The following is a 2,348-nucleotide window of genomic DNA, read 5'->3' on the forward strand; positions in this document are numbered from 1 at the left end:
TCCAGCCGACCGGCCAGCCAGGGCAATGCTGCGGCGAAAGCGTTGCTCGCAAACGGCCAGTCGTGGTTGCCGGACTGGGCCACGATGGCGCAGTTGATGCCGTTGGCGCGGCCGAGCGCGCACAACGACTCGGCCGCCGAGGTAGACGTCGCTGGCGTCCGTCACCGACAGACCGCGATGACGCTTCGGCGGGTTGCTCGACGACACATCGAACCAGCCCGAAACCCCGTTGTATCGGCCGTGTCTGGCGATGACGGTGGCCGGATCGAAACCGGCCTACGCGTCGGCGTTGCCGCCGAACAGCCGCGCGATGGATCGAACACAACCTGGACGTGATCAAGACATCGGACTGGATCATCGACATGGGCCCTGAGGGCGGTGCCGGCGGCGGAACCGTCGTCGCCGAGGGTACGCCGGAGGAGGTGATGGCGGTGCCCGAAAGCTATACCGGCAAGTTCCTCGCCCAGGCACTCGGCGCGTCCGCCCCAAACCGTGTGAAGTTAGTCCGCAGCGACTGGCGATCTATGAGCAGTCGACAACTAGCCAATCCGCCGGCTCCCGCCCTGCGACAATGTCCAGATGGGAGACGGGCGCGTGCGGTACGCGCGAAACGGCGACGTCCGGCTGGCATACCGCGTCTTTGGTGATTCGGGGCCCGTTGCCATCTGGGCATCTGGTTGGGTGGTGACCAATGTCGATACTGTCGGCGACCCTGGCAGTCCGTATGCCCGCCTCATCGAACTCTTTTCCGGACTGCAATTCGTTATGTTCGACAGGCGCGGCACCGGATTGTCGGATCCTGTGTCGCACCTGCCTTCGCTAGACGAGCGGATCGACGACCTACGCGCCGTGATCGATGCGATTGGAGTCGACCGCCCGGTGCTTCTAGGTTCCAGCGAGGGTGGCTGTGTCTGTACCCTCTTTGCCGCCAGGTACCCCGAACGCGTCAGCTTCCTCGGGGTGTACGGAACCGCGGCCCGGTTCTCCCAAGACCTCCCCGATTTTCCGTGGGGATTCACCCCCGCCGAGGTCCGGTCGCAACTCAATGAGATCGACCGCGACTGGGGTGAAGGCGCACTTGCGGAATTGTTCTATGGAGACGCCGCCGACGTTGCAGGCGTCCGGTCGATGTTTGGCCGGCTACAGCGCTCGATCGCGAGCCCGACGTTGGCGAAGCTCGGCTGGCAGTCCTTCATGGAGCTTGACGTCCGGAGTGCGCTCGCCGCCGTACAGGCGCCCACGCTGGTGCTCGCGCGACCAGGCGATCAATTGGTCCCCTTTGAAGCGGCCGCCGCCTTCGCGGCGGCCATCCCCAATGCGCGGTTCCATTCGCTCCCCGCCGGTTCGCACAACGGATTCGACATCCTCGATGAGCTCAGCGAACAGGTCCTGGCGTTCATTTCCGACAACCCAAGCGCGCCTATCGATGAGCGTGTGCTCAAGACCGTGCTATTCACCGACATCGTCGGTTCGACCGAGAAACTGAGTGCCCATGGGGACGCCCACTGGCGGACTCAGCTGAACAACCACGACAGTGTTGTCGACTACACCCTTGCGAAGTATGGCGGCTTCCGGGCAAACCACACGGGTGACGGTGTCTTCGCGTTGTTCGACGCCCCGACAAAGGCTGCGAAATGCGCCCTCGAACTGGCACCTGCTCTTGCCACGCGGGGCATTCCCATCCGAGCGGGCATCCACACCGGCGAATGCGAGCGCCGCGGCGACGAATGGAGCGGCATGGCGGTCCATGTCGGCGCACGCATTGGTGGGTTGGCTGGCGCGGGCGAGGTCTTCACCAGCCGGACCGTGCGCGACCTGTCAACTGGTTCGGGCCTACTCTTCGAAAGCCTTGGGCCACACCGGCTCAAGGGTCTGCCGGAGGACGTCGACGTCTACCGGGTGACGCCGCCCTAGACCAGCGCTTAGTCGGCGCTGTCGTCGCGCATCGATTCCCGGATTTGGGCTAACCGATCGGCGGCCGCACGCTGCCGGGCCTCGTACTGGTCCTCGACGTCGCGGCCCTCGGGCGTTTCGGCACCCAATTCGGCTGAACCGATGGATGTTTCGTAGCGGCTTTCGATCTTCTCGCGGACCGAATCGAACGTCGGCACCCCAGAGGTGCTGTAGCCCGGGTCGATATCGGGCTGGCCGGCGGGGGTTTCCGGTTCTTCGGGCACGATGCCACGCTACCCGCGTTAGCGGCCGACCGGCTCGGCGTGCGGAGCCGGAGCCGAGGCGGGCGGCCAAGTGGCCGGTGCCGGAATCCTCGGCACCCCGGGAGTGTCCAGCCGACCGGCCAGCCAGGGCAATGCTGCGGCGAAAGCGTTGCTCGCAAACGGCCAGTCGTG

At 65.5% G+C, this 2,348-nt stretch carries 3 protein-coding genes and 2 pseudogenes; 2 read left to right on the forward strand and 3 right to left on the reverse strand.

Going from position 1 to position 2,348, the window contains the following annotated elements:
- Nucleotides 1-315, reverse strand: a pseudogene (locus VGH54_RS09905) (esterase family protein); the annotation flags it as partial.
- Here VGH54_RS09905 and VGH54_RS09910 point away from each other — a divergent pair.
- Nucleotides 315-647, forward strand: a pseudogene (locus VGH54_RS09910) (excinuclease ABC subunit A); the annotation flags it as partial. The pseudogenes VGH54_RS09905 and VGH54_RS09910 sit on opposite strands and share 1 nt — an antisense overlap.
- Entirely contained in the window at nucleotides 580-1,914 is a 1,335-nt protein-coding gene (locus VGH54_RS09915) for an adenylate/guanylate cyclase domain-containing protein (RefSeq protein ID WP_331511782.1), read from the forward strand. The pseudogene VGH54_RS09910 and the gene VGH54_RS09915, both read left to right, overlap by 68 nt.
- Nucleotides 1,915-1,922: 8 nt before the next feature.
- Here the strand turns inward: VGH54_RS09915 and VGH54_RS09920 are convergent, their stop codons facing one another.
- Both VGH54_RS09920 and VGH54_RS09925 read right to left on the reverse strand, forming a co-directional pair.
- Complete coding sequence (locus tag VGH54_RS09920; RefSeq protein WP_331511783.1) at nucleotides 1,923-2,177, reverse strand: hypothetical protein; 255 nt, start codon at nucleotides 2,175-2,177, stop codon at nucleotides 1,923-1,925.
- A gap of 18 nt (nucleotides 2,178-2,195) precedes the next feature.
- Nucleotides 2,196-2,348 (reverse strand): hypothetical protein (locus VGH54_RS09925; protein ID WP_331511784.1); only part of this gene is annotated, 153 nt, incomplete at its 5' end.

This window comes from Mycobacterium sp. (genome assembly GCF_036488105.1).
Lineage (GTDB): Bacteria > Actinomycetota > Actinomycetes > Mycobacteriales > Mycobacteriaceae > Mycobacterium.